The organism is Sphingomonas sp. DC4900, from assembly GCF_049896485.1.
In the GTDB taxonomy this organism is placed as follows: domain Bacteria; phylum Pseudomonadota; class Alphaproteobacteria; order Sphingomonadales; family Sphingomonadaceae; genus Sphingomonas; species Sphingomonas aquatilis.
This window is the reverse complement of the sequence record NZ_JAFCUK010000001.1, coordinates 177578-201475: the sequence shown is the minus strand read 5'-3', so window position 1 is coordinate 201475 and position 23898 is coordinate 177578. Positions and strand designations below refer to the sequence as shown.

Here is a 23898-nt window from a genome sequence, read left to right as displayed (position 1 = left end):
AATTGACCGTTTCGTTCCCGGCGCATTGCCTTTAGGGGCTGGCCGATGACGAGGGAAGCGCCTGCCCTGCTCCACATCCTGCAAGCCGACGACATGCGCGGCCAGATCCTGCGCTTCGGGATCACCGGCGGGCTGTCGACGCTGATCTATTCGGCTGTCTATCTGCCGCTGACCCTGTGGGTCTTCGCGCGCGAGCATGCCGTCTATGCCGTGCCGCCCGCCTTTGCGGTGGCGGTGATATTCGGCTACGTCATGCACAGCCGCTGGAGCTTCAAGGGACAGGGCGCCGAACGGCGCGGCCCGCGCCAGCAGCTGCAGTTCGTCGCGGTACAGGGCACCGGCATGGCCCTCAACGCGCTGGTGACGTGGATCGGCACGGCCGTGCTGGGGCTTCCCGGCTGGGCGCCGCTGCTGCCTGCGGTGGCGCTGGCCACCATCGTCACCTTCATCCTCAATCGCTGGCTGGTGTTCGCTTAAATCATGGACCGCATCGTCTACGACCGCATGGCGGCGCATGATTCCACCCATTGGTGGTATCGCGCGCGTCGCGACATCCTGAGCGATTATCTGGAGCGCTACGGCAACGTACCCAAGGGCGCGCGCATCCTGGAGATCGGCTGCGGCACCGGGCACAATCTGCCGATGCTCGGCCAGTTCGGCGACGTCGACGCGATCGAGATCGATCCCGCCGCGCGATCGATCGCGAGCGAGCGACTCGGCAAGCCGGTGGGCGATGCCCCCCTGCCCGACCTGCCCGGCGTGGCGAAGGGATCGTATGATCTGGTCGCGGTGCTCGACGTCGTCGAGCATATCGAGGACGATGTCGCCGCGCTGAAGGGCATGGCGAGCCTGTTGAAACCGGGTGGCAAGATCCTGATCGCGGTGCCGGCGCACCAATGGATGTGGAGCGCGCACGACGTCGTGAACCACCACCACCGCCGCTATTCCAAGGCCAGCCTGGTCAAGGCGATCGCGGCGGCGGGGCTGAAAAGCCGGAAGCTTACCTATTTCAATTCGCTGCTGTTTCCGCTGGCGGCTGCGGCCCGGATCGCGGGCCGCTTGACCGGCCGCGACGACAGCGACGATTCGCCGCCCGCCAAACCGCTGAACGCACTGTTCGAGGCGATCTTCCGGCTGGAGCGCCATGCGGTCGGCCGCGTGCCGCTGACGCCGGGCGTGTCGATCGTGACGCTGGCGGAGCCGCGGTAGGTCGGCGGAGAACCGTCGCGGCGAAACCATGGGGCGCCGGGTCCTCCCCCTCCGTCACGCCTTCGGCGCGCCACCTCCCCCTGGCGGGGGAGGCATTACGGGACACGTCCTCCCCCGCCAGGGGGAGGTGGCAGCGCGTCAGCGCTGACGGAGGGGGCGGATACGGCGCAACCGCCTTTCACTCCGCCGCCTTGCGCTCCTCGGCGACCTCGAACTCCGGCGAGGGCTCGGCGGCGTTGAAGCCGAGCGTCGAATGGCCTCTCACCGGCCCGGCGATGTCGGCGACGAGGTACAGCGGGCGCCGCTTTGATTCGATGTAGAGCCTGCCGAGATATTCGCCGATCATGCCCAGCACGAACATCTGCACTGCGCTGAGTACCGTCACGACGAGCATCGTCGACGTCCAGCCTTGCACCGGCGAGCCTTCGAAGAAGCCCCACAGGATGTAGACGAGCAGCAGCAGCGACGCCGCCGCCAGGATCACCGAGGCATGGCTGGCGAAGCGCAGCGGCGCGGTGGAGAAGCCGGTCACCGCGTCGAAGGCGAGGCGCACCATCTTGCCGAGCGGGTAGTTGGTCTCGCCCGCGTGGCGCTCGGCGCGATCATAGGGGAACGGCACCTGGCGGAAGCCGACCCAGGCAACCATGCCGCGGATGAAGCGCGCCTGTTCGGGCAGCGACAGCAGCGCGTCGAGCGCGCGGCGGCTCATCAGGCGGAAGTCGCCGGTGTCCAAGGGGATCGGCGTGTCGGTGACGCGATCGAGCACGCGGTAGAAGGCGGCGGCGGTCGCTTTCTTGAAGATCGTCTCGCCGTCGCGCTTGCGGCGCACCGCATAGACGACGTCCGCCCTCTGCGCCGCCATCGTCGCGCGCATCTCGGCGAGCAATTCGGGCGGGTCCTGCAGATCGGCGTCGATGATGAGGATCTGCTCGCCCGAACACAGGTCGAGACCCGCGGTCAGCGCGAGCTGGTGGCCGTGGTTGCGCGACAGGTTGATCGCGACGACGCGCGGGTCGGCGGCGGACAGGCGCTGCATCACCGGCCAGCTGTCGTCGCGGCTGCCGTCGTTGATCAGGACGATCTCGTGATCGTCGCCCACCGCCGCCCGTGCCGCGGCCGAGACGCGCGCGTGCAGCAGCTCGAGGCACGCGGCCTCATTGTAGCAGGGAATGACGACGGACAGCGCGGGACGGTACATAACGCTCCATCTGTAACGGGTCCGGCCCCCGTCATCCATACGTATCGTATGGATGAAAGCCGTCACTTACCGTCACCCCGGGCTAGACCCGGGGTCCCGCTTCTTCGTCAGCGCCGGGAAGAAGCGGGACCCCGGCTCTTCGGCCGGGGTGACGGGGGAGGTCCGTTCAGGCGTAGTCGCGCAGTTCGTCGCCGGTGATGTGGACGACGTGGAGCACGTTGGTCGAGCCGGGCGTGCGGAAGGGGACGCCCGCCATCACGATCACGCGATCGCCCGCATGGGCGATGCCGGTGCGCAGCGCCATGCGCTTCGCCTTGCCAACCATGTCCTCGAACGATTCGACATCGCGGGTGTGGACGGCATGCGTGCCCCACAGCAGGCCGAGCCGGCGCGCGGTGTCGCGGTTGGGGGTCAGCACCAGCAACGGCACCGACGGCCGCTCGCGTGCGATGCGGCGCGCGGTCGAGCCCGAGGTGGTAAAGCAGATGATCGCGGTCGCCGACACGGTCTTGGCGATCTGCTTGGCCGCTTCCGCCAGCGCGTCGGCGGTCGTCGGATCGGGACGCATCACGGTGAAGTGGACGCGGTCGCCGTGCATCGGATCGCTTTCGACCGAAACGCCGATCGAGTTCATCATCGCGACCGATTCGACCGGCCACTGGCCCGCGGCGCTTTCCGCCGACAGCATGATCGCGTCGGCGCCGTCGTAGATCGCGGTGGCGACGTCGGACACTTCGGCGCGGGTCGGCGACGGGCTCTGGATCATCGATTCGAGCATCTGCGTCGCGACGACGACCGGGCGGCCGAGGCGACGCGCGGTTTCGACGATACGCTTCTGCAAGGGCGGCACCGACTGCGGCGGCAGTTCGACGCCCAGGTCGCCGCGCGCGACCATCACGCCGTCGCACGCCTCGACGATCTCTTCCAAGCGGTCGATCGCCTGCGGCTTTTCGATCTTGGCGAGCAGCGCGGCCTTGCCGCCGATCAGCTTGCGCGCCTCCCACAGATCCTCGGGCCGCTGCACGAAGGAGAGCGCGATCCAATCGACGCCCTGGTCGACCGCAAAGGCGAGGTCGCTGCGATCCTTTTCGGTCAGCGCCGCCATCGGCAGCACCACGTCGGGGACGTTCAGCCCCTTGTTGTTCGACAGCGGACCGCCGACCTCGACGACCGTCGTGATTCGGTCGGAATCATGGTCGGTGACGCGCAGCACCAGCTTGCCGTCGTCGAGCAACAGGCGTGCGCCCGGCTCGATCGCTTCGAAGATTTCCTTATGCGGCAGTTCGACGCGGGTCGCATCGCCCGGCGTGGGATCGCGATCGAGCACGAAGGTGCTGTTATGCTCCAGCACGGTCCGGCCGCCGTCGAACTTGCCGACGCGCAGCTTGGGACCCTGCAGATCGGCGAGGATCGTCGTCGGACGGCCGAACTCTTTTTCGAGCGCGCGGATCGCCTCGATCACCGCGACCTTGGACTGTTGGTCGCCGTGGCTCATATTGACGCGGAAGGCGTCGGCGCCCGCCTGGAACAGCGTGGCGATCATCTCGGGGGAATTGCTCGCCGGACCGAGAGTCGCGAGGACGCGGACCTTCCTCGATCGGGGCGCGATGGCAGTGGTCATGAAACAGGCTCCTGGGGAATGGCCGCGCTTCCCTCTAATCCCTATCTACCCGCGATCAACCTATCGGAGACGCCTGTGACCGACAAACTCGATTCGCTGCCCGATGCGGTCGCCGCGCAGGCGTTCCGTCGCCTCGTCCGCCACCTGCGCCACCGCACCGACGCGCAGAACATCGACCTGATGGGGCTGGCCGGATTCTGCCGCAACTGCCTGTCGGACTGGATCGAGGAAGCCGGCGGGCTGGACAAGGCGACCGCGCGCGAGACGATCTACGGCATGCCGCAAGCCGAATGGAAGGCGCGCTACCAGACCGAGGCGACGCCCGAACAGCTCGCGCGGATGGACGAGAGCATGACGCGCAATCCCCCCGCCGACGCCACCAAGGATGCGGCCCTGGACGAAGCGCTGGACGAGAGCTTTCCCGCATCCGATCCGCCCGCGATGACCGAGCCCGGCCGGGGTTAAGGGCCGGGCTTGAGCGCAAACCGGTTAACGCCTAGACGCACCCCCCTGCCGGCCCGGCGCCGGCATCCTTTTCACGCGAATCAGAAGGGCCACGGGCGACCCGTGGCGGGTGGGACATATGGAAGACCGGCAAGAAGGCATGGGCGGCGGCCAGGTCGCGGCGGACGAACTGCGCCTGCTGATCGAACGCGCCGAGCGACTCGAAGAAGAGAAGAAGGGCATCGCCGACGACATCAAGGACGTGATGGCCGAAGCCAAGGGCCGCGGCTACGATCCCAAGGCGATCCGCAAGATCCTCTCCATCCGCAAGAAGAAGAAGGAAGAGTATCAGGAAGAGGAAGCGATCCTCGAGGTCTACATGCAGGCGCTGGGCATGATCTGATCTGCGAATTGCAGGTCATGATTTTCTAAGACGTCGATACGGATCGTGAGGGATGCCGAATCTGTCCGCATTCCTCGTCCCCGCCCTGCTGTCCCTTGCGGCGATCAACCTGATGACGGTGCTCGCCTTCGCCCATGACAAGGCGCGCGCCGCATTGGGCGGCTGGCGGGTACGCGAATCGACCCTGCTCGCCCTGGCGCTGTTCGGCGGATCGCCGGGCGCGCTCTGGGCGCGGCGGCGGTTTCGCCACAAGACGCGCAAGCAGCCGTTCGCAACGCAGCTCGATCTGATCGCGATGATCCATGCGGGCCTTGCGATCGGTCTGGCGACGCTGCTGGTCTGACGCCCCGCTTGACCCACGCCGCCGCACCGTATTAGCCATATACGTCACTTGGGCGAGGGGCGGGGTATATGGCGATCGGATGGGCAATGGCGATGCTGGCAGCGGCGACGCCCGCGCCCCCTTCCCCCGATGCGGCAGCGATCGAACGGCTGGTGGAGCGCTTCAACACCGCCCGCACGGACTTCGACGCAGCGGCGCTCGCCGATACGCTCGACCCCGAGTATCAGGAGATCTCTCCGGTCGGCGACGTCGACGATCGGGCGAAGGTCCTCGGCTTCTACCGGCCCGAGGATCGCCGGCCGGCGCCGCCGATGCAGGGCAGCGAACGGCAGATCGTCGTACGCGGCGCGACGGGCATCGAGACGGAGCGGCGGACGATCACCATGACACGTCCCGACGGCACGACGGTCACCCGTTCGATCCGCGTCCGTTATGTCGCGATGCGCGCGCGCAACGGATGGAAGCTCGTATCGGCGCAGTACACGCCGATCCCGCCGGCGAAATAGCGGCGCCTAGGCCGCCTCGCTCGCCGCGGTCGTCCAACCCAGGCGCGGGATGGTGATCGAGCGCTTGCCGGAGAGGTCGACGCGCGCGACGATCAGCTCGCGGCTTTCGATATAGCCGATCAGGCGGCGCACCCGCCCAAGCGAGCTGGTGCCATAGGTTTCCGCCAATGCCACGTCCGACGGACATGGCTCGCCGGCCCGTGCCGCGCGCGCGATCAGCAGGAAGGCGCCGATCATGTCGTCGGGCAAGGTGTTGGCCAGTTCCATCGCCTCCGCCCAGTCGGGATCGGTGACGTCGAAGATGCCGGCGCGCGCTGCGGACAGTCGCCGGGTGAAGCCGGGCAGGTCGAGCGGCGGCTTGGCGAGGCCGGCCATGCGGCAGCGGACCTGGAAATCCTGGAACAGCACCGACGGCGGGCGCAGCGCGGAATCGCGATCGGCGACGATTGCCTCCAGCACGCTGGCATAAATGCCCTCCACCTCTGCGTCCGACTTGTCGGGCAAGGGCGCGAGCGTTGCGGGGGCGGCGGGGCGTTCGATCGTGTCGAGCAGTTCGTCGGTCGGCACGCGACGCGGGCGCGGATCGAAGCTCATCGGCAGCTGCGGCGCCTCTTCAGGCGGCGGCGCGAAGATGAGTTCCTGCAAATTCTCGACCGGTGCGCTGGGCAGCGGCGTGAGCTTGGGGCTGCCCGAGCGCGCGGAGGTGGCGACCGCACCGATCTTCACCGTGATCGGCCGGCGCGACACGGCGGGGCCGAGTGCCAGAAAGGTGCCGCGCGCCAGATCGCGGATGCCGTCCGCCTGGCGCCGCTCCATGCCGAGCAGATCGGCGGCGCGCGCCATGTCGATGTCGAGGAAGGTGCGGCCCATCAGGAAGTTGGACGCTTCCGCCGCGACGTTCTTGGCGAGCTTGGCCAGGCGCTGCGTCGCGATCACGCCGGCGAGGCCGCGCTTGCGGCCGCGACACATCAGGTTTGTCATCGCGCTGAGCGACGCGCGGCGCACCTCTTCGGCGACTTCGCCGCCCGTCGTCGGCGCGAACAATTGCGCCTCGTCGACGACGACCAGCGCCGGATACCAATGTTCGCGCGGCGCATCGAACAGTGCTGACAGGAAGGCGGCGGCGCAGCGCATCTGCCCTTCCGCCTCCAATCCTTCGAGACTCAGCACGACGCTGGCGCGATGTTCGCGCAGGCGGGTGGCGATCCGCGCGATCTCGGGCACCGAATAATCCGCCGCCTCGATCACGACATGGCCATAGGGGCCGGCGAGCGTGACGAAATCGCCCTCGGGGTCGATCACCACCTGCTGCACCTGTCCCGCCGATCCTTCGAGCAGGCGGCGCAGCAGATGCGACTTGCCCGACCCGGAATTGCCCTGGACGAGCAATCGGGTGGCGAGGAGTTCTTCGAGGTCCATGGTCACGGGCGCGCCGCGCTCGTCGGCTCCCATGTCTACGCTGACGGTCATTGTGGCTGCCGTTTGGCCGATCCGGGGGGCATCGGGCAAGCGGTTTGCGCCCGGTTGCCCCTGGGCGGTCGGGCCGGTACGGGCCGGTTCCGTTCCGCTATCCCTGCGCGAGGATGCCCCGCATGGCCCAGATTCCGTTCGCCGACCTCGCCCTGCGGCTGCTGCGCAAGCCCGCGCATGCGCTCGATGCCGAGGAACGCCGCGTTCTCGACAGCATCGAAAGCGGCACATTGGTCAGCCGCGACGCCGCCGACGAGGCCGACGCGCGCGCCAGTGTCGGCGACCGGCTGGCCGACAAGGTCGCGGCGATCGGCGGGTCCTGGGGCTTCATCATCAGCTTCACCGTCGTGCTGCTCGGCTGGATGCTGCTCAATTCGGACGTGCTCGCGCATTTCGGCGCGGCGTTCGACCCCTATCCCTATATCTTCCTCAACCTGATGCTCTCGACGCTCGCCGCGATCCAGGCACCGGTCATCATGATGAGCCAGAACCGCCAGGCGGCGAAGGACCGGCTGGCCGCCAGCCTGGACTATGAGACCAATTTGCGGGCCGAGCTCGACATCCTGCGCCTGCACGAAAAGCTGGACGGCGTGATCCTCGATCGCCTGACGGCATTGGAGGAAAAGATCGACAGGCTGGCGAATGCGGCGTCCGCGGCGTAAGGGCACGGGATTATCCGCTAGAGGCATCCATGGCAGGCCATTCCAAGTTCAAGAACATCATGCACCGCAAGGGCGCGCAGGATAAGAAGCGCTCGGGCATGTTTTCCAAGCTCAGCCGCGAAATCACCGTGGCGGCGAAAATGGGTCTGCCCGACCCCGACATGAACCCGCGCCTGCGCGCCGCGGTGAACGCCGCCAAGGCGCAGTCGATGCCCAAGGACAATATCCAGCGCGCGATCGACAAGGCATCGAAGGGCGATACCGAGAATTACGAGGAAATCCGCTACGAGGGCTTCGGCCCCGGCGGCGTCAGCCTGATCATCGAGGCGCTGAGCGACAACCGCAACCGCACCGCCACCAACGTGCGCACCGCGGTGTCGAAGAACGGCGGCAACTTGGGCGCGTCCGGGTCGGTGAGCCATGCCTTCGACCGCGTCGGCCTGATCAACTATCCCGCCAGTGCCGGCGACGCCGAAAAGGTGTTCGAGGCGGCGCTGGAGGCGGGGGCCGAGGACGTGACCTCGACCGAGGAAGGCCATGAAATCTGGACCGCGCAGGCCGACCTGCACGAGGTCGCCAAGGCGCTGGAGCCGGTGCTCGGCGAAGCGGAAGGCGCGAAGCTCGCCTGGCGCCCACAGACGATGGTCGCGGTGACCGAAGCCGATGCCGCGACGCTCTTCAAGCTGATCGACGCGCTGGACGACGACGACGACGTGCAGACCGTGTGGGGCAATTACGAAGTGTCCGACGAGGTGATGGAGAAGCTGGGTTGAGTCTCATTCCTCCCTCGCGAAGCGGGGGAGGGGGACCATGCGCAGCATGGTGGAGGGGGCGGCGGCGCAGCCGCCGTTCCACGGCGGCCCCCCTCCACCACTCGCCGTTGGCGAGCGGTCCCCCTCCCCCGCTGAAGCGAGGGAGGAATGATTCATGATCATCCTCGGCCTCGACCCCGGACTCGGCACAACCGGCTGGGGGGTCATCCATGCCGACGGCAACCGGTTGCGGCATATCGCCAACGGCCAGATCAAGACCGATCCGTCGATGCCCCTGCCCCGCCGCCTGTCCAACCTGCATGCCGCGCTGGTCGACGTGATCCTGGCCGAGCGCCCCGACGGCGCGGCGGTGGAAGAGGTGCTGGGCAACACCAATGCGCAGTCGACGCTGAAGCTGGGGCAGGCGCGCGGCGTCGTGCTGCTCGCGGCCGCCAGCGCGGGGCTGCATATCGGCGAATATCACCCCTCGACCGTCAAGAAGGCGGTGGTCGGGACGGGCGGCGCGGAAAAGCGGCAGATCCAGGCGATGATGGCGGTGCTGCTGCCGGGCGCCAAGCTTGCCGGTCCCGACGCCGCCGACGCGCTGGCGGTGGCGATCACGCACGCCCACCATCTTGCCTCTGCCCAGGGCATGGCGCGCCGCGCTAGGGTGACGGCATGATCGCACATCTCAAGGGCCGGCTCGATTCGACGGGCGTGGATTACGCGGTGATCGACGTCGGCGGCGTCGGCTATCTCGTCGGCGCCTCGGCGCGCACGCTCGCGGCGATCGGCCCGGTTGGCGAAGCGGCGATGCTGCACACCGAGATGCTGGTCGCCGAGGATTCGATCCGCCTGGTCGGCTTCGCGCGCGCCGAGGAGCGCGACTGGTTCCGCCTGCTCACCGGCGTGCAGGGGGTGGGCGCGCGGGTGGCGCTCGCCATCCTGTCCGCGCTGGATACGCAGGAGATCGCGCGCGCGGTATCGGCGCAGGACAAGGCGATGGTCGCGCGCGCGAACGGCGTCGGCCCGAAGCTCGCCGAACGAATCGTGCGCGAGTTGAAGGACAAGGTGGGGACGGTGGCTTTGGGCCCCGCCGCCGCGGCGCAGGTGGTGCCGGTCGGCGCCAGTGCGGATGCGGTGTCGGCGCTGCTCAACCTCGGCTTCCGCCCCGCCGAGGCCGCGAACGCGGTCGGTGCGGCGGAGGAGGATCTGGGCCCGGGCGCGACGCTCGACGCGCTGGTGCGGCTGGCGCTGCGCAAGGCGGCGAAGTAGGGCGTTGCCGCTTCGTTCCGCACTGTTTAGGAGCGACCTATGGCGACCGTGACGATCACCGTGGATGACGCGCCGTCGGCGTGGATCGCAGGTCGCGGAGACGCGTGGGTATGCCGACGTCTCCGCTTGTCCCTGCCACCTCGTTCGGCAAGACAGGCAAACCCATGGGTCGCGCTGTCTGATCCAGAACACGACAGCGCGTCGTGACCGATAGCGACCGCCTCCTCACCGCCAGCCGCCGTCCCGAGGATGTGGACGCGGCGCTGCGCCCCAAGAGCCTCGACGATTTCGTCGGGCAGCAGGCGGCGCGCGAGAATTTGCGCGTGTTCATCGAGGCGGCGCGGGGGCGCGGGGATGCACTGGACCATGTGCTGTTCTTCGGGCCGCCGGGGCTGGGGAAGACGACACTGGCGCAGATCATCGCGCGCGAGATGGGCGTGGGGTTCCGCGCAACCAGCGGCCCCGTCATCGCCAAGTCGGGCGACCTCGCCGCATTGCTCACGAATCTCGAGGACGGCGACGTGCTGTTCATCGACGAGATCCACCGCCTGCAACCCGCGGTCGAGGAGGTGCTGTATCCGGCGATGGAGGACCGCGCGCTCGATCTGATGATCGGCGAGGGGCCGTCGGCACGCTCGGTCCGGATCGACCTGCCGCGCTTTACGCTGGTCGGCGCGACGACGCGGCAGGGGCTGCTGACGACGCCGCTGCGCGATCGCTTCGGCATTCCCGTCCGCCTGCAATTCTATACGGTGGACGAGCTGACCCGCGTGGTGACGCGCGCCGCCGGGCTGCTCGAGCTGGCGATCGCGCCCGACGGCGCCGCCGAAATCGCGCGGCGCGCGCGCGGGACGCCGCGGATCGCCGGGCGGCTGCTGCGCCGGGTGCGCGACTTCGCCAATGTCGCGGGCACGCCGACGGTCGATCGGATCGCCGCCGACCGCGCGCTCAACCGGCTGGAGGTGGATGCGCTGGGCCTCGACGCGATGGATCGGCGCTACCTTCATATGATCGCCGATATCTATCGCGGCGGCCCGGTGGGCGTCGAAACGCTGGCCGCGGGCCTCAGCGAACCGCGTGACACGATCGAGGAGGTGATCGAGCCTTATCTGATCCAGCTCGGCCTCGTCGCCCGCACCGCGCGCGGGCGCGTGCTGAACGCGGGCGGGTGGAAGCATCTGGGGCTGAACCCGCCGGTGGGCAGTCAGGACGGGCTGTTCGATGCCTGAGGCATCCCGGCCGATCAGCCCGCCGTTGATGCTCGGCCTGATCGTGCTGCCGGTGGTGTTCTTCTGGTTCCTGCTGCGTCCGGGCTATGCGCGGAGCACACGGCGGATCGTGGTCATCTATGCCCTGACGTTTCCAGTCCTTGGACTGATCGGCACAGTGATGGAAACTGCGTTCCGCTAGATTGTTGCGTGGCACCCGCCCGCGGCATCTGTTAGCCCTAGGCACATGCCCAGCTCGGCCGTCGCCTCCGCCCGCGAAATCCTCACCCGCCTTCACGACGTCATGGCCGGGCGCAACCCGGCGCAGGCGAAGCTGAACGCCGTCGTCGGCATCATCGCCGAGGCGATGGATAGCGAGGTCTGTTCGATCTATCTGCTGCGCGAGGGCGTGTTGGAGCTGTTTGCGACGCGCGGGCTCGATCAGGCGGCGGTCCATGTCACCAAGCTGGCGCTGGGCGAGGGCTTGGTCGGCACGATCGCCGACGATGTCGAGGTCCTGAACCTCGACGAAGCCGCGAGCCATCCGGACTTCGCCTACAAGCCCGAGACGGGCGAGGAACGCTATCACAGCTTTGCCGGCGTGCCGATCATCCGGCGCGAGCGCGCGGTGGGCGTTCTTGCGGTGCAGCACAGCGAGCAGCGCAAGTACCAGGACGTCGAGATCGAGGCGTTGCAGACTGTGGCGATGGTGCTGTCCGAGCTGATCGCCAATGCCGGGCTGATCGACACGGCGGCGGGCGCCAGCGGGCGCGAGAAGTCGACTGCTGCGATCCGCCTGCCGGGGCAGAAACTGGTCGAGGGCATGGGGTCTGGCTATGCCGTCTTCCACCAGCCGCGCATCGTCGTCGAACATACCGTCGCCGAGGATACCGACGCCGAGCGCCACCGCGTCTATGCCGCGTTCGACAAGATGCGCGAACAGATCGACCGGATGACGCGCGAGGCGGAGTTCGGCGTCGGCGGCGAGCATGAGGAGGTCCTGCAGACCTACAAGATGTTCGCCTATGACGAAGGCTGGGCACGGCGGATCAATGAAGCGATCGACAGCGGCCTGACCGCGGAAGCGGCGATCGAGCGCGTCCAGCAGCGCACCCGCCAGCGCATGCGCCAGATCGACGATCCGCTGCTCGCCGATCGCATGCACGACCTGGAGGATCTGTCGAACCGGCTGCTGCGCATCGTGTCGGGCCAGATGGGCACCGCCGCGCAGCTGGGCCTGCGGCAGGATACGATCCTGATCGCGCGCAACCTGGGGCCGGCCGAGCTGCTGGAATATGACAAGCGCCGGTTGAAGGGCGTGGTGCTGGAGGAAGGGTCGCTGACCGCGCACGTGACGATCGTCGCGCGGGCGATGGGCGTGCCGGTGCTGGGCCGGGTGCGCGACGTGCGCCGCCAGATCGCCGAGGGCGACCTGCTGCTGCTCGATTCGGTGGCGGGCAACGTGTTCGTGCGGCCGTCGGGCGGGATGGAAGAGGCGTTCGAGGCGAAGCTGGCGCTGCGCCAGAAGCGCAAGGCCGCCTTTGCCGCGTTGCGCGACGTGCCGCCGGTGACGAAGGACGGGCATCGCATCACGCTGATGGTCAATGCCGGCCTGCGCGATGACGTCGCGGCGCTCGACACGACGGGGGCGGACGGCATCGGCCTGTTCCGTACCGAATTCCAGTTCCTCGTATCGGCGACGCTGCCGCAGCGCGAACGCCAGCAGCGCCTCTACAAGGAGGTGATGGACGCCGCCGGGGATCGCCCGGTGATCTTCCGCACCGTCGACATCGGTGGCGACAAGGCGCTGCCCTATCTCAACAAGGCCGATGCCGACGAAGAGAATCCGGCGATGGGCTGGCGCGCGTTGCGGCTGGCGCTGGATCGCGATGGCCTGATGAAGGTGCAGGCGCGCGCGCTGATCGAGGCGGCGTCGGGCCGCACGCTCAACGTCATGTTCCCGATGGTCAGCGAGGCCTGGGAGTTCGCCGAGGCGAAGGCGCTGTTCGAGGCACAGCGCCAATGGCTGGGCGCGCGCGGCCGGCGGCTGCCGACGGGCATCCGCTATGGCGCGATGCTGGAAGTGCCTGCACTCGCCGAGCAGCTCGACCTGCTGCTGCCCGATCTCGACTTCCTGTCGGTCGGCACGAACGACCTGACGCAATTCCTGTTCGCCGCCGATCGCGCCAACCCGCGGCTCGCCGAACGCTATGACTGGCTGAGCCCGTCGATCCTGCGCTTCCTGTCGCGCGTCGTCGGGCCATGCCGCGAAGCGGGCGTCGACCTGGGGGTGTGCGGCGAGATGGGCGGGCGGCCGGTGGAGGCGATGGCGCTGATCGGCCTGGGCATCAACCGCCTGTCGATCACCCCCGCCGCGATCGGCCCGATCAAGGCGATGGTACGCAGCCTGGACCATGACGCAGTCCGCGCGTTCGTGACCGAGCTGATCGCCCGGCCGCCGCGCGACATGCGCGCCGCGCTAAGTGATTGGGCAACCTCGCAAGGCGTCGACATGGCCTGAAACCTCGCCGAATAGGGTTTCGGGCGCGTTGACTTGCAGCAGTCCATCGGGGAATGTCCCGCCCGTCAGCGATCCGCAAACGCCCCTCCCCCGGAGATACGAATGGACGAGGTCGAATCCGGCCAGCCTGCCCCCACCCCCGTCGAACCGGCCCGGCCGGGCGATCGGTTGCGTGCCGCGCGGGACAGCCGGGGCCTGAGCCTGGCGGAGATCGCCGCACGCACCCGCGTGCCGCAGCGCCATCTGGAGGCGCTGGAAGCGGGCGATTATGGCGCCCTGCCCTCGCCCACCTATGCGATGGGCTTCGCAAAGGCCTATGCCCGCGCCGTGGGTATGGACGAGGTGGAGCTGGCCGCCGACCTGCGCCGCGAACTCGACCGGATGGGGCCGCGCCAGCCCGAATATGTGCCTTATGAAACCGCCGATCCGGCACGCGTGCCCTCGCGCGGCGTCGCTGTGCTGGGCGTCGGCATCGCGCTCGCCGTCCTGATCCTGGCCGGTCTGTGGTATGGCACCAACCTGTTCCAGCAGCACGGCGCCACGCCGCCCGCCGCGCAGGATGCCGTGGTGGCGCAGGCGGTGACGCCCCGGCCGACCGCCGCCGCGACGCCGGCCGCGCCGACCGGCGGGCAGGTGGTGCTGACGGCTAAGGACGAAGTGTGGCTGCGCGTCTATGACGCCGACAACAAGACGCTGTACCTCGGCACGATGAAGCCGGGCGAAACCTTTGCCGTGCCGGCGACCGCCAACGATCCCAAGATCAATGTCGGCCGTCCCGACAAGCTGGACGTGACGCTGAACGGCACCGCCATCCCGCCGCTGGGCGACGGATCGCGCGCGATCAAGGACGTGCGCGTCAGCGGCGCGGCGATCGCCGCCCGCCTGTCCGGCGCCCCGGCACCGACCGCGACGCCCAGCGCCGCCGCGACGAGCGCGATGCGATCGAGCGAAGAACGCTCGCCCCGCCGCAGCGAGCGTCTCGCCGATCGTCCCGCGACCAGCGAGACGCAGCGGGCGAATTTGCAATCCGCCGAGACGGCGCCGACGCCACCGCCGGCAACGACGGGCAATTCGTCCGCGCCTTAAGGCTGGCGACAGGCATGGCAATGCAGCTATGACTCGTTTCGTGTTAACCAAGGCTGCGCCGGGGGGCGCCACATCCATGCGTACGATCATCTGGGCGCTCGCTGCCGCCACCATCCTGACGCCGGTCGCCGCATCGGCACAAAGCAACGTCGAAGGCCGCGTCGGCAAGCTGGAAAGCGAAATGCGCGCGGTGCAGCGCAAGGTCTTCCCAGGCGGCGCCGGCCAGTATCTCCAGCCGGAGATCACGCGTCCCGATACGCCGCAGCCAATCGGCGGCGTGCCCGCGACCAGCGCCGTCGCCGACCTGACCAGCCGCGTGACCGCGCTGGAAAGCCAGATGGCGTCGATGACCGATCAGATCGAGCAGAACGGCTATAAGGTCCGCCAGCTGCAGGACGCCTTCGACGCGTACAAGCGCAGCACCGATGCCAAGCTGAAGACGATGGCGAGCACGCCGGCGCTGGCCGAAACCCCCGCCTCGGCGCCGTTGACCGGCGACACGGCGGCGAGCGACGCGCCGGCCAAGCCTGGGCGTACGCCGGCGAAGACCCCGACCTCCACCGCGGTCGCCGCCGCGGGCGACACCGCGCCCTCCGCCAACGCCGCCAAGGTCGAGAAGCCCTCGACCGGCGACGCGCCCGAGGACGACTATCTCTACGGCTATCGCCTGTGGGCGGCGAAGCAATATCCGCAGGCCGAGGCGCAACTGAAGAAGGTGGTCGCCACCTATCCCAAGCATCGCCGCGCAAGCTATGCGCAGAACCTGCTCGGCCGATCGTACCTGGACGAGGGCAAGCCCAGCCTTGCCTCGATGGCATTCTACGACAATTACAAGAAGATGCCGGATGGCGAACGCGCGCCGGAAAGCCTCTATTATCTCGCGCAGGCACTGATGAAGCTCAACAAGCCGGCCGATGCGTGCAAGGTTTATGGCGAGCTGACCGACGTATACGGCAGCAAGATCTCCAGCCAGATGAAGGCGAATGTCGAAAAGGGCCGCACCGCCGCCAAATGCCAGTGATCCCGCAGGGCCGGAAGGCCAGCGGTTTCGGGACGACCTGATCCGCGCGCTGGGGCACGCCCCGCGCGGCGGTATCCTGCTGGCCGTCTCGGGCGGGCCGGACAGCATGGCGATGCTGACGCTGGCGCAGGCCGGCGGGGTCGAGGGGCTGCATGTCGCGACCGTCGACCATCGCCTGCGCGCGGAGGCGGCGGCGGAGGCGGCAATGGTCACCGATCACTGCCGCGCGATCGGCGTGCCGCATACGATACTGACACCCGCCGAACCGATCGGCGGCGCGAGCATCCAGGCGGCGGCGCGGCGCGCGCGCTATGCGCTGCTGACCGACCATGCGCGCGCGCTGGGGGTCGATGCGATCGCGACGGCGCATCATGTCGACGATCAGGCCGAAACCTTCCTGATGCGGGCCGCGCGCGGATCGGGGATTGCGGGGCTGGCCGGCGTGCGGGCACGGGCCATGGTTGAAGGTATGACGATCGTGCGGCCGCTGCTCGAATGGCGGCGCGCGGAGCTGCGCGCGATCGTCCGGCGTGCCGACGTGCCGTTCGTCGACGATCCCAGCAACCACGATCCGGCACACGATCGCACGCGCTTTCGCCGGCTGATCGAGGGCAATGAATGGCTCGGCCCGCCCCAGCTCGCCCGATCGGCGACCGCGCTGGCGGAAGCGGACGGCGATCTGCGCGCGATCGTCGACTGGCTGTGGCGCACGCGCGTGCGCATCCTCGACGCGAGCATCCGGCTCGACGCCGCCGATCTGCCGCGCGAGGTGCTGCGCCGGCTGGCACGCCGCGCGATCGGAGAGGTGATCGCGACCAATGCCGTTGCGACCACGCAGTGGAACGAATCGGCGAATATCGAGGCGTTGCTCGATGCGCTCATGGCCGGTCGTCGCGCGACGCAGGCGGGGGTCATCGCCAGCCCGCATGGACCCGAATGGCGCTTCCGCCCCGCCCCACCGCGGCGTTCGTCGTCGCCGGCCGGCTGATCGGCGCAATTCCGCCGGGGTGTTCCATTGCCATTAACCTCCATGCGCCTATCTTGTGCGGTGAAAGGCACCCCATGAACGACAACGACAAGCAGCCGCGCGGCGACGGCGGGAATGATGGCGGCAACGGCGGCGGCAGCCCCTGGATGAAGAGCCTGCTGATCTGGGTCGGCATCCTGCTGGCGCTCGGTCTGTTCGTGACGATGTTCGATGGCCGCACCAGCGCCGCGAACAGCAATACCGTCGCCTATTCGAAATTTCTCGACCAGATCGACGAGGGCACGGTGAAGGACGTGGCGATCAGCCGCGACATGATCACCGGCACCTACACGAGCGGCGAGAAGTTCCGCACCTATCCGATCAGCGATCCGACGCTGGTGCCGCATCTGCGCCAGAAGAACGTGACGATCTCCGCCAAGCCCGATGAGGGCACGTCGGTGTGGATGGTGCTGCTGTACCAGTCGCTGCCGTTCCTGCTGTTCCTGGGCATCGCCTTCTTCGTCATCAAGCAGATGCAGAAGAATACCGGCGGTGGCGCGATGGGCTTCGGCAAGAGCCGTGCCCGCATGCTGACGCAGAAGGAAGGCAAGGTCACGTTCGACGATGTCGCCGGCATCGACGAGGCGCGGGCCGAGCTGACCGAGATCGTCGACTTCCTAAAGGACCCGTCGAAGTTCGCGCGACTGGGCGGCAAGATCCCCAAGGGCGCGCTGCTGGTCGGTTCGCCCGGCACCGGCAAGACGCTGCTCGCCCGTGCGATTGCGGGTGAGGCGGGCGTGCCGTTCTTCACCATTTCGGGTTCGGACTTCGTCGAGATGTTCGTCGGCGTCGGCGCGAGCCGCGTGCGTGACATGTTCGAACAGGCCAAGAAGTCGGCACCGTGCATCGTCTTCATCGACGAGATCGACGCGGTCGGCCGCCATCGCGGCGCGGGCCTAGGCAATGGCAATGACGAGCGCGAACAGACGCTGAACCAGCTGCTGGTCGAGATGGACGGCTTCGAGGCGAACGAGGGGATCATCATCGTCGCGGCGACCAACCGCCCCGACGTGCTCGACCCCGCGCTGTTGCGTCCGGGCCGCTTCGACCGTCAGGTCGTCGTGCCGCGGCCGGATATCGAGGGTCGCGTCAAGATCCTGGAAGTCCATATGAAGAAGGTGCCGCTGGCGCCCGACGTCGATGCGCGTACGATCGCGCGTGGTACGCCGGGCTTCTCGGGCGCCGACCTCGCCAACCTCGTCAACGAAGCCGCGCTGATGGGTGCGCGCAAGGGCAAGCGCCTGGTGGCGATGGCCGAGTTCGAAGAGGCCAAGGACAAGGTCATGATGGGCGCCGAGCGGCGGTCGATGGTCATGACCGAGGACGAGAAGCGCATGACCGCCTATCACGAGGCGGGCCACGCGATCGTGTCGATCCACGAGCAGGCGTCCGACCCGATCCACAAGGCGACGATCATCCCGCGCGGTCGCGCGCTGGGCATGGTGATGCGCCTGCCGGAGCGCGACAGCTACAGCTACCATCGCGACAAGATGTACGCGAACCTGGCGGTGGCGATGGGCGGCCGTGTCGCCGAAGAGATCATCTTCGGGTATGACAAGGTATCGTCGGGCGCATCGGGCGACATCCAGTACGCGACCGGCCTTGCCCGCGACATGGTCACGAAATGGGGCATGTCGGACAAGGTCGGCCCGGTCGAATATGCGCAGCCTGAAGGCGAAAGCTTCCTCGGCTATTCGTCGAGCCAGCCGGTTCGCATGTCGAATGCGACCGCGCAGCTGATCGACGACGAAATCAAAAGCATCGTCGAAGGAGGTCTGACCCGCGCCAAGCAGCTGCTGACCGACCATGTCGACCAGCTCCACCTGCTCGCCGGTGCGCTGCTCGAATATGAGACGCTGTCGGGCGACGAGATCAAGAAGCTGATCGCCGGTGAAGAGATCGGCCGCAGCGATCCGTCGGGTCCGAAGGCGAGCGTGCCGCGCGCCGGCACCTCGATCCCGAAGACGCGCCGTCCGGGCGGTCCCTTCGGCAATCCGGCACCGCTCGGCGCCTGATCCGAACGACAGAGACGGGGGGCGGTTCAGCCCGCCGTCAGTTTGATCTGATTATGCGGCGGCATTCCCATCCGGAGTGCCGCCGTTGTCGTATAAACCTTTGATCGCCCTTGCCGTTTCGCTGGGCCTCGCCACGCCTGCCGCTGCTGCGATGAGCGTCGGCACCTTCCTGGCCAAGGCCGCGCCGTTGCGCGCGAACCCCTTCACCGCGCTGACCAACCCCGATTATCCGGTACTGAAGGCGGAAGCCGATGCCGCGACGCGCCAGCTTCGTGCGGAGGGGGCGGCGCGGGTCGCTGCGGGCAAGCCGCCGATCGCTTGCATCCCCGATGGTGAATCGATCGGCATCCTCCAGATGCTGGGCGGGCTGGATGCGCTGTCGCCGGCGGACAAGAAACTGCCATTGAAGGACGGCTATGCGCGGGTGTTGGCGAAGACCTATCCGTGCCAACGGAATTAACGTGTTTCCCAGCCGTTTGCCCTGAGCCTGTCGAAGGGCGCGCTCCCCAAACGTAGCACCTGTGGAGAGCCACCCTTCGATAAGCTCAGGGTGAACGGCGTCCTTGGCGTGGCACGTCACCCCTCCCGCGGTGCATCCGCGGCATCGGCGCCAGCCGTCACCCGCCGCCCCTCACGCTCGTCGGTGAGGATTTGCCAGCCGGTGAGGAACAGCGCGGCGACCAGCGGGCCGACGACGATGCCGCTGAGCCCCGCCACCTCGATGCCGCCCAGCGTCGTCACCAGCACCAGCCAGTCGGGGATGCCCGTGTCGCGACCGACCAGGATCGGGCGCAGGATATTGTCGGCCAGACCGATCACCGCGACGCCCGATACGATGACGACCACGGCCTGCCAAATGGCACCCGTCGCCAGCAAATAGATCGCCACTGGCCCCCAGACGAGGGCCGGCCCCACCGCCGGCAGCAGCGCGACGAGTGCCATTAGCAGGCCCCACAGCAGGGCTGCGGGCAGGCCGACGATCCAGAAGGTGATCGCGCCCAGCGCACCTTGCGCGAGTGCGACGAGCACCGATCCCTTGATCGTCGCGCGCACCACCGCGACGAGGCGACCGAGCAGGCGGTCGGCCACGGCGCGTTCCAGCGGCAGCGCGTCCCGGATCTTGGGGGCGAGCCGATCGCCATCGCGCAGCAGGAAATAGGTGACGTAGAGCCCAACACCGAAGGCGAGCAGGAACGCCGCCGTGTTCCGGCCGATCGACAGCGCCTGCGACGCGATGCCGCGGAAGCTGGAGCGCACCGCCTCGACGATGCGGGCCTGCGCGTTGTCGAAACTGCCGAGGCCCGAACGGTCGAGCGGGCGCTGCACCCATTGCGGCAGGCCGTCATGCACCTGCTTGAAGTAGCTGGCGAAATCGATCTGGCCGCTTTGCACCTTGGCGTAGACGCCGGCGGTCTGGTCGATCACCATGCCGCCGATCGCCAGCGTCGGGATGATGACCGCGACGAAGATGATGAGCAAGGTCGCCGCCGCCGCACGGTTGCGGTGCCCCGGCCAGCGCTTGAGCAGCCATTGGAACAGCGACTGGAACAGGATCGCGGCAAGCACTGCCCACAGCAGCGCGCCGATGAACGACGACACGATCGCGAGCAGGCCCACGCTCACCGCCACGAGGAAGACGATCAGTCCCCCCGATTCCAGCCGTCGCCTGTCGATCATATCGCCCCCGTCTGCACCCCCGCCGACTGCGGGACGGGGCAAGAACCCGTCAGGACCGTTTCGGGTCCGTCACCGCTCGTCGGGGCCGAGCGCCGAATCGAGGTCGCGCGGGCGGACGTAGCGGTCGAGCCGCGCCTGCCCCTCGGCGACCGCACGCCAGCATTCCGCCCCGGTCGCCATCTCGGCAAGCGTCGCGGTCGGGTATTTTTCTTCGAGCCGGTCGCGCAACGCGCCGCCGCCAAACGGCACCAGCAGCATCGCGAGATCCTCGAGGCCGGGATTGTGGCCGACCATCAGGACCCGTTGCGCCTGATCCGGCAGCTCATGCACCACGTCGAGCAGGGTCGCGGCGGAGGCGAGGTAGATGCGCCGTTCCCACACCGGTTCCAGCTTGCGGCCATAGCCGCTGGCGATCGCGTCGAGCGTCTCCATCACGCGCACCGCGGGCGAGGCGACGATATGGTCGAAGACGAGGCCCTCGTCGCGCATGTGCCGGCCCATCGTCTGCGCGGCGCGGCGACCCTTGTCGTTCAAGGGACGGTCGAAATCGCGAGCGACGGGATCGTCCCAGCCGGACTTGGCGTGGCGCAGCAGCGTCAGCGTCTTCAACCGGCGTCTCCGTCCTCGACCGCGATGCGCGCCTCATGCCCGATCGCGGGCGACAAGGAAAGCCGCCCGCCACTGCGCGCGGCGACGCGGGCCACCGCCTCGTCCAGCGTCACGCGGCTCACGGCCACGCCGGGCGGGAAGGCGGTGAGCAACCGCGACGGCATGGCCGACGACAGCATCACGAACGCCCCCGAATCGTCGGCGCGGCGGATGAGGCGGCCGAACGCCTGGGCTAGCCGCGCGCGGACGATACGGTCGTCATAGGCCGAACCGCCCCCCGCCAGCCGACGCGCGGCGTGGAGCACGCTCGGCTTGGGCCAGGGCACCCCCTCCATCACGACGAGCCGCAGCGACGATCCAGGCACGTCCACCCCGTCGCGCAAGGCATCGGTGCCGAGCAACGAGGCGGCAGGATCGTCGCGGAAGATGTCGACCAACGTGCCCGTATCGATCGGATCAACATGCTGCGCATGGAGCGGCAGGCCCTCGCGCGCCAGCCGGTCGGCGATACGGCCGTGGACGCCGCGCAATCGCCGGATCGCGGTGAACAGGCCGAGCGTGCCGCCGCCCGCCGCGACGATCAGCCGCGCATAGGCATTGGCCAGCGCGGGCAGGTCGCCACGCTTGACGTCGGTGACGATCAGCACCTCGGCCTGGCGGTCATAGGCAAAGGGGCTCGCCGCCTCGAACCGCGACGGCGCGCGGGCGAGGTGCGGCGCGCCGACACGCGCCTCCGCGGTCGGCCAGTCGCCGCCGCCGGTCAGCGTCGCCGAGGTGACGAGCACGCCATGCGCGGGCTTCAGCACCACCTCGGCAAAGGGGCGCGTGGGATCGAGCCAGTGGCGATGCAGGCCCATGTCATATTCCCGCCCCTCGATCCGCTCGACCGCGAGCCAGTCGACATGGTCGGGATCGGCGGGGCCACCGACGCGCGCGAGCAGCGACAGCCACGCCGCCACCGTCTCCGCCCGCCAGCCGATCGAGGCGATCGCGCCCTCGATCCGCGCACGTGCCGGGCCGTCCATCCAGTCGGGCGCCTCCGCCAGCACCGCCTCCAGCCGGCGGCCGAGCGTCACCAACGGGCGGACCAAAGCGTCGAGCGCGGCGGCAGCGGGGGCGGCGGCTTCGATCAATTCCGGGGTTGGTTCGGCGAGTTCGGTTTCGAGGCCATAGCCCGCGTCGCCCGGCTGTTCGGCGCGGGCATAGGTGAGGCCGCGGACGGCGGCGAGCAGATGCTCGATCGGCCCGAACGGCGCGCCCTCCGCGATCCGCCCCAGCCAGCCGTCGCTGGCGAGGTTGCGTGCCGCCTCCACCGCATCCTGGATCGCGATGCCGCCCTGTTCGTCGTAGCTCGCCACATCCGACAGGCGCGCCTGGAGCCCGCGCCGCCGGCCGCGCCCGCCGCTTTCGGGGCCCAGGATCCAGCGCCTGAGTTCGATCGTCTCCTGTCCGGTCAGCGCGGTGGCGAACATCGAATCGGCTGCTTCGAACAGGTGATGGCCTTCGTCGAAGACGTAGCGGGTCGGGCGCGTCGTCGTCTCCCGCCCGCGCGCGGCGTTGACCATGACGAGCGCGTGGTTGGCGATCACGATGTCCGCATCCGCCGAAGCGCGCGCGGCGCGTTCGATGAAGCACTTCCGGTAATGCGGGCAGCCAGCATAGACACATTCGCCGCGCCGGTCGGTCAGTGCCGCCGGGCCGTTGCGGCGGAACAACGTCGGTAGCCAGCCGGGCAGGTCGCCGCCGACCATGTCGCCGTCGGCGCTATAGGCCGCCCAGCGCGCGACCAGATGCGCGAGAATCGCGGCGCGACCGGCAAAGCCGCCCTGCAACGCATCCTCCAGGTTGAGCAGGCACAGGTAATTTTCGCGGCCCTTGCGCGTCACCACCTTCTCGCGGCGCACCGCGGCGTCGGGGAAGACGCGCTCGGTTTCCTTGGCGAGCTGGCGTTGCAGCGCCTTGGTATAGGTGCTGATCCACACCGCACCGCCCGCGCGCTCGGCCCAGAGCGAGGCGGGGGCGAGATAGCCCAAGGTCTTGCCGATCCCCGTCCCCGCCTCCGCAAGGACCATGTTGGGCGCATCACGCATCGCACGCGGCGCGAAGGCTTCGGTCGCGGCGGCGGCGAAGGCGCGCTGGCCGGTGCGCTCCTCGGCGCCCGCGCCGGTGAGGGCGTGGAGCCGCGCCTCGGCATCGCCGGGCGGGACGGTGGCGGACAGCGGTGCGGGACGCGGGGCGTGCTCCTCCCATTCGGGCAGCGCGGCGAACAGCCAGCGTTCGTTGGTGCGCGGCTTGGCGATCAGCGGGCCAATCGCGGGGGCCCAGGGCCAGCGCAGCCGGCCGAGCGACTGCACCGCGGTCCACGCGCCCTCCCGTTCGGGCCAGTCGCCCTCCGGCACGGCGAGCAATGCCGCGGCAGCTTCGCGCAGGAAGGCGGCGACATCCTCATCACGCGTCGGCGGTGACAGATCGACCGCCCGCGCGAGCCCCTTGGGCGTCGGCACCGCGAAGCGCGCGGGGTGGAGGAAGGCGAACAGTTCGAGCAGGTCGAGGCCCGACAGCTCGGGGTAGCCCAGCCGCTGCGCGACCAATGCGGCGTTGAGCAGGATCACCGGCGTATCCGCCGCGATGCGGATCGCCTCGCCGCGCCCAATCGGCCGCGTACCCTCCGCGGTCGCGATCCAGATGCCGCCATGGCTGGCGTGGAGGGCGGGATAAGCGATCACCGGTGCCGCTGTACTCCACCGGAACGGAATGGCAACTCGCCAATCCGTGCGCGGCGAACGTCATCCTGCATTCATGAAACCGCGCCCTTTATCGCTCGTTCGGCAGACATCGTTCGACACGAAAG

24 protein-coding genes are annotated in these 23898 nt (G+C 68.7%); 18 read left to right on the top strand and 6 right to left on the bottom strand.

The window, feature by feature from the left end; genetic code table 11:
- The first annotated feature begins 45 nt into the window (after positions 1-45).
- The gene (locus ACP690_RS01005; protein WP_043060904.1) at positions 46-477 is read left to right on the top strand and encodes a GtrA family protein; all 432 of its coding nucleotides are present in this window, start codon (positions 46-48) and stop codon (positions 475-477) included.
- Between the two features lie 3 nt (positions 478-480).
- A complete protein-coding gene (locus ACP690_RS01000; RefSeq protein ID WP_295563550.1) occupies positions 481-1209 on the top strand; it encodes a class I SAM-dependent methyltransferase in 729 nt (242 codons plus the stop codon).
- 178 nt (positions 1210-1387) lie between these two features.
- Here the strand turns inward: ACP690_RS01000 and ACP690_RS00995 are convergent, their stop codons facing one another.
- Together ACP690_RS00995 and pyk are read right to left on the bottom strand one after the other, a co-directional pair.
- The gene (locus ACP690_RS00995) at positions 1388-2407 is read right to left on the bottom strand and encodes a glycosyltransferase family 2 protein (RefSeq protein ID WP_426259864.1); all 1020 of its coding nucleotides are present in this window, start codon (positions 2405-2407) and stop codon (positions 1388-1390) included.
- A 166-nt stretch (positions 2408-2573) separates the two neighbouring features.
- Positions 2574-4028: a pyruvate kinase gene (gene pyk, locus ACP690_RS00990; protein ID WP_017980423.1), complete on the bottom strand. Its 1455-nt coding sequence runs from the start codon at positions 4026-4028 to the stop codon at positions 2574-2576.
- 75 nt (positions 4029-4103) lie between these two features.
- On the opposite strand from pyk, the gene ACP690_RS00985 reads away from it, so the two are divergent.
- The 4 genes from ACP690_RS00985 (at position 4104) to ACP690_RS00970 (ending at position 5724) form a co-directional block, all read left to right on the top strand.
- A complete protein-coding gene (locus tag ACP690_RS00985; protein ID WP_063689793.1) occupies positions 4104-4493 on the top strand; it encodes a DUF1244 domain-containing protein in 390 nt (129 codons plus the stop codon).
- Between the two features lie 118 nt (positions 4494-4611).
- Positions 4612-4875, top strand: coding sequence for a DUF2312 domain-containing protein (locus ACP690_RS00980; protein WP_018250588.1), 264 nt, complete (start codon positions 4612-4614; stop codon positions 4873-4875).
- 52 nt (positions 4876-4927) lie between these two features.
- Complete coding sequence (locus ACP690_RS00975) at positions 4928-5218, top strand: DUF1294 domain-containing protein (protein WP_426259863.1); 291 nt, start codon at positions 4928-4930, stop codon at positions 5216-5218.
- Positions 5219-5286: 68 nt separating this feature from the next.
- The gene (locus ACP690_RS00970) at positions 5287-5724 is read left to right on the top strand and encodes a nuclear transport factor 2 family protein (RefSeq protein ID WP_426259862.1); all 438 of its coding nucleotides are present in this window, start codon (positions 5287-5289) and stop codon (positions 5722-5724) included.
- 6 nt (positions 5725-5730) lie between these two features.
- Here the strand turns inward: ACP690_RS00970 and ACP690_RS00965 are convergent, their stop codons facing one another.
- Positions 5731-7194, bottom strand: a complete 1464-nt coding sequence (locus ACP690_RS00965) for an ATP-binding protein (protein WP_063686920.1) — start codon at positions 7192-7194, stop codon at positions 5731-5733.
- 122 nt (positions 7195-7316) lie between these two features.
- Between ACP690_RS00965 and ACP690_RS00960 the strand changes: the two genes are divergently transcribed.
- From ACP690_RS00960 to ACP690_RS00905, 12 genes are all read left to right on the top strand, one after another.
- Positions 7317-7856 carry a DUF1003 domain-containing protein gene (locus tag ACP690_RS00960; protein ID WP_116460241.1) on the top strand — a complete coding sequence of 180 codons (540 nt, stop codon included), beginning with the start codon at positions 7317-7319 and terminating at the stop codon, positions 7854-7856.
- 29 nt (positions 7857-7885) lie between these two features.
- A complete protein-coding gene (locus ACP690_RS00955) occupies positions 7886-8629 on the top strand; it encodes a YebC/PmpR family DNA-binding transcriptional regulator (protein WP_017980430.1) in 744 nt (247 codons plus the stop codon).
- Between the two features lie 154 nt (positions 8630-8783).
- The gene (ruvC, locus tag ACP690_RS00950; RefSeq protein ID WP_017980431.1) at positions 8784-9290 is read left to right on the top strand and encodes a crossover junction endodeoxyribonuclease RuvC; all 507 of its coding nucleotides are present in this window, start codon (positions 8784-8786) and stop codon (positions 9288-9290) included.
- On the top strand, positions 9287-9883 hold the full coding sequence (gene ruvA / locus ACP690_RS00945) for a Holliday junction branch migration protein RuvA (RefSeq protein ID WP_063686924.1): 597 nt from the start codon (positions 9287-9289) through the stop codon (positions 9881-9883). The genes ruvC and ruvA overlap by 4 nt, the downstream gene beginning before the upstream one ends.
- A 203-nt stretch (positions 9884-10086) precedes the next feature.
- Positions 10087-11112, top strand: coding sequence for a Holliday junction branch migration DNA helicase RuvB (gene ruvB, locus ACP690_RS00940; RefSeq protein WP_426255498.1), 1026 nt, complete (start codon positions 10087-10089; stop codon positions 11110-11112).
- Entirely contained in the window at positions 11105-11293 is a 189-nt protein-coding gene (locus ACP690_RS00935; protein WP_244057197.1) for a hypothetical protein, read from the top strand. The genes ruvB and ACP690_RS00935 overlap by 8 nt, the downstream gene beginning before the upstream one ends.
- Before the next feature lie 45 nt (positions 11294-11338).
- Positions 11339-13612, top strand: a complete 2274-nt coding sequence (ptsP, locus tag ACP690_RS00930; protein ID WP_043060989.1) for a phosphoenolpyruvate--protein phosphotransferase — start codon at positions 11339-11341, stop codon at positions 13610-13612.
- 102 nt (positions 13613-13714) lie between these two features.
- A complete protein-coding gene (locus ACP690_RS00925) occupies positions 13715-14698 on the top strand; it encodes a helix-turn-helix domain-containing protein (protein ID WP_426255497.1) in 984 nt (327 codons plus the stop codon).
- Positions 14699-14774: 76 nt separating this feature from the next.
- A complete protein-coding gene (locus ACP690_RS00920) occupies positions 14775-15719 on the top strand; it encodes a hypothetical protein (protein WP_426255496.1) in 945 nt (314 codons plus the stop codon).
- Positions 15682-16707, top strand: coding sequence for a tRNA lysidine(34) synthetase TilS (tilS, locus tag ACP690_RS00915; RefSeq protein WP_426255495.1), 1026 nt, complete (start codon positions 15682-15684; stop codon positions 16705-16707). The genes ACP690_RS00920 and tilS overlap by 38 nt, the downstream gene beginning before the upstream one ends.
- Positions 16708-16781: 74 nt before the next feature.
- Positions 16782-18761 carry an ATP-dependent zinc metalloprotease FtsH gene (gene ftsH / locus ACP690_RS00910; RefSeq protein WP_017980441.1) on the top strand — a complete coding sequence of 660 codons (1980 nt, stop codon included), beginning with the start codon at positions 16782-16784 and terminating at the stop codon, positions 18759-18761.
- An 85-nt stretch (positions 18762-18846) separates the two neighbouring features.
- A complete protein-coding gene (locus tag ACP690_RS00905) occupies positions 18847-19221 on the top strand; it encodes a hypothetical protein (RefSeq protein ID WP_145957884.1) in 375 nt (124 codons plus the stop codon).
- A gap of 116 nt (positions 19222-19337) precedes the next feature.
- Here ACP690_RS00905 and ACP690_RS00900 read toward each other — a convergent pair whose 3' ends face one another.
- From ACP690_RS00900 to ACP690_RS00890, 3 genes are all read right to left on the bottom strand, one after another.
- Complete coding sequence (locus tag ACP690_RS00900; protein WP_426259861.1) at positions 19338-20438, bottom strand: AI-2E family transporter; 1101 nt, start codon at positions 20436-20438, stop codon at positions 19338-19340.
- A gap of 69 nt (positions 20439-20507) precedes the next feature.
- The gene (locus ACP690_RS00895) at positions 20508-21047 is read right to left on the bottom strand and encodes a SixA phosphatase family protein (RefSeq protein ID WP_426259860.1); all 540 of its coding nucleotides are present in this window, start codon (positions 21045-21047) and stop codon (positions 20508-20510) included.
- A complete protein-coding gene (locus ACP690_RS00890; RefSeq protein WP_426259859.1) occupies positions 21044-23773 on the bottom strand; it encodes an ATP-dependent DNA helicase in 2730 nt (909 codons plus the stop codon). Before ACP690_RS00890 ends, ACP690_RS00895 begins: the two co-directional genes overlap by 4 nt.
- Positions 23774-23898 lie beyond the last annotated feature (125 nt).

Coding starts and splice junctions, on each gene's coding strand:
- ACP690_RS01005 (WP_043060904.1), top strand. CDS start 46: ATGACGAGGGAAGCGCCTGCCCTGCTCCACATCCTGCAAGCCGACGAC.
- ACP690_RS01000 (WP_295563550.1), top strand. CDS start 481: ATGGACCGCATCGTCTACGACCGCATGGCGGCGCATGATTCCACCCAT.
- ACP690_RS00995 (WP_426259864.1), bottom strand. CDS start 2,407: ATGTACCGTCCCGCGCTGTCCGTCGTCATTCCCTGCTACAATGAGGCC.
- pyk (WP_017980423.1), bottom strand. CDS start 4,028: ATGACCACTGCCATCGCGCCCCGATCGAGGAAGGTCCGCGTCCTCGCG.
- ACP690_RS00980 (WP_018250588.1), top strand. CDS start 4,612: ATGGAAGACCGGCAAGAAGGCATGGGCGGCGGCCAGGTCGCGGCGGAC.
- ACP690_RS00975 (WP_426259863.1), top strand. CDS start 4,928: ATGCCGAATCTGTCCGCATTCCTCGTCCCCGCCCTGCTGTCCCTTGCG.
- ACP690_RS00970 (WP_426259862.1), top strand. CDS start 5,287: ATGGCGATCGGATGGGCAATGGCGATGCTGGCAGCGGCGACGCCCGCG.
- ACP690_RS00965 (WP_063686920.1), bottom strand. CDS start 7,194: ATGACCGTCAGCGTAGACATGGGAGCCGACGAGCGCGGCGCGCCCGTG.
- ACP690_RS00960 (WP_116460241.1), top strand. CDS start 7,317: ATGGCCCAGATTCCGTTCGCCGACCTCGCCCTGCGGCTGCTGCGCAAG.
- ACP690_RS00955 (WP_017980430.1), top strand. CDS start 7,886: ATGGCAGGCCATTCCAAGTTCAAGAACATCATGCACCGCAAGGGCGCG.
- ruvC (WP_017980431.1), top strand. CDS start 8,784: ATGATCATCCTCGGCCTCGACCCCGGACTCGGCACAACCGGCTGGGGG.
- ruvA (WP_063686924.1), top strand. CDS start 9,287: ATGATCGCACATCTCAAGGGCCGGCTCGATTCGACGGGCGTGGATTAC.
- ACP690_RS00935 (WP_244057197.1), top strand. CDS start 11,105: ATGCCTGAGGCATCCCGGCCGATCAGCCCGCCGTTGATGCTCGGCCTG.
- ptsP (WP_043060989.1), top strand. CDS start 11,339: ATGCCCAGCTCGGCCGTCGCCTCCGCCCGCGAAATCCTCACCCGCCTT.
- ACP690_RS00925 (WP_426255497.1), top strand. CDS start 13,715: ATGGACGAGGTCGAATCCGGCCAGCCTGCCCCCACCCCCGTCGAACCG.
- ACP690_RS00920 (WP_426255496.1), top strand. CDS start 14,775: ATGCGTACGATCATCTGGGCGCTCGCTGCCGCCACCATCCTGACGCCG.
- tilS (WP_426255495.1), top strand. CDS start 15,682: ATGTCGAAAAGGGCCGCACCGCCGCCAAATGCCAGTGATCCCGCAGGG.
- ftsH (WP_017980441.1), top strand. CDS start 16,782: ATGAACGACAACGACAAGCAGCCGCGCGGCGACGGCGGGAATGATGGC.
- ACP690_RS00900 (WP_426259861.1), bottom strand. CDS start 20,438: ATGATCGACAGGCGACGGCTGGAATCGGGGGGACTGATCGTCTTCCTC.